Below are 2,089 nucleotides of genomic sequence, written 5' to 3'. Positions count from 1 at the left end.
AGTTTCAATCCCCGCCCGTCCCGAAGGCCGGGCGCAACCCGCCGACATCGAATCCGGGCAGGCTGGTCAAAACACGTTTCAATCCCCGCCCGTCCCGAAGGCCGGGCGCAACGCCGCACCACGCCTTGCCCGACTCGCTGTTCTGATAGTTTCAATCCCCGCCCGTCCCGAAGGCCGGGCGCAACGTCCGTTCCAGCTTGAGTGCCGACGCGTTCCCGCGTTTCAATCCCCGCCCGTCCCGAAGGCCGGGCGCAACCCACATCGCGCGGATCAAGGCCGGCCAGGATCTCCTTGTTTCAATCCCCGCCCGTCCCGAAGGCCGGGCGCAACACGCTCCATGAATATGGCCGTGGCCAGTCAGTTGATCGAGTTTCAATCCCCGCCCGTCCCGAAGGCCGGGCGCAACGCGGTGAAGACCGTCTGCAGGCGCGCGCCCTGGCTGTTTCAATCCCCGCCCGTCCCGAAGGCCGGGCGCAACGCGGAATGTGTTGCCCGCCGGCGCGACTTCCGAACTGTTTCAATCCCCGCCCGTCCCGAAGGCCGGGCGCAACCGGCCATGCGCGGGCGATCGATGCGCTATGACGAGTTTCAATCCCCGCCCGTCCCGAAGGCCGGGCGCAACCAGGAACGCCAACACCTCCTGCACCACGATCCCCATGTTTCAATCCCCGCCCGTCCCGAAGGCCGGGCGCAACATCTCCGAGGCCGGGCGCTACATCGTGGATGTCCTCGATGTTTCAATCCCCGCCCGTCCCGAAGGCCGGGCGCAACGCACTCCGATATTCCAGCGAGCGGCAGGATTATTCCTGTTTCAATCCCCGCCCGTCCCGAAGGCCGGGCGCAACTGATGACGGACCTGCTCAGGCTCTGGCAATTTCAGAAGTTTCAATCCCCGCCCGTCCCGAAGGCCGGGCGCAACCAGCACCAGGCGGTCAGGTCGCGGCTTGCCGCCGTGTTTCAATCCCCGCCCGTCCCGAAGGCCGGGCGCAACCACGCTTCGCACAAAGCGGTTCAAGTGCATCGTTTGTTTCAATCCCCGCCCGTCCCGAAGGCCGGGCGCAACGTCTGTCCAGCAGCCCAAATTCCACGAAAACCCTCGTTTCAATCCCCGCCCGTCCCGAAGGCCGGGCGCAACTTGAGCAGCTCAACCTGGTCGACGACTGCTACCCCGTTTCAATCCCCGCCCGTCCCGAAGGCCGGGCGCAACTTCACCTGTGCCAGTGATTGCTACAGCACTTGCCATTGTTTCAATCCCCGCCCGTCCCGAAGGCCGGGCGCAACCTATGTTCAAACTGCGCGCCGGCGCAGCTCCGGAGAGGTTTCAATCCCCGCCCGTCCCGAAGGCCGGGCGCAACTGATTGACGCTTTCGCTGGCCAGCACAGCTTTCTATCGTTTCAATCCCCGCCCGTCCCGAAGGCCGGGCGCAACGCCCCACCACACGTCCATCAGATCGGCCAGGGAATCGTTTCAATCCCCGCCCGTCCCGAAGGCCGGGCGCAACTGTCGGTGGCCAGGCCCACCTGGATCCGCTTCAGCAGGTTTCAATCCCCGCCCGTCCCGAAGGCCGGGCGCAACCCCCGTTCTTTGGTGGACAGTTGCACATTCACTGCGATGTTTCAATCCCCGCCCGTCCCGAAGGCCGGGCGCAACAGGGCGTGTTTTAGTTTCTGCGCGGCCGTGGACATGTTTCAATCCCCGCCCGTCCCGAAGGCCGGGCGCAACCTGCGTCAAAGCGCGGCTTGAAGGCCATCGGCTAGGCGTTTCAATCCCCGCCCGTCCCGAAGGCCGGGCGCAACGCCAGTCTCCACCGATAGCTGCTTAACCCCTTCGGTGTTTCAATCCCCGCCCGTCCCGAAGGCCGGGCGCAACGTCGTCGCCGAGCGCACGTCGGTGGCCCTGCAGGAGTTTCAATCCCCGCCCGTCCCGAAGGCCGGGCGCAACTCGGCTACTGGCTCGGAGCGTACTTAAAGCCGGTACAGGTTTCAATCCCCGCCCGTCCCGAAGGCCGGGCGCAACTCGATCGTGCGCAGCGTGATGTTGAGGTTGCGGTCGTTTCAATCCCCGCCCGTCCCGAAGGCCGGGCGCAAC

Annotated in this window: 1 CRISPR repeat array. The window is 65.7% G+C overall.

From position 1 onward, the window contains the following. Position 1: 1 nt before the first annotated feature. A CRISPR array of direct repeats spans positions 2 to 2,089; the repeat unit is 37 nt; unit sequence GTTTCAATCCCCGCCCGTCCCGAAGGCCGGGCGCAAC.

The sequence above is a fragment of the Chloroflexota bacterium genome (assembly GCA_009840625.1).
Taxonomy (GTDB): domain Bacteria; phylum Chloroflexota; class UBA11872; order UBA11872; family VXNJ01; genus VXNJ01.
Note: the sequence above shows the minus strand (reverse complement) of the source record. Positions and strands in the feature narration are given on the sequence as shown.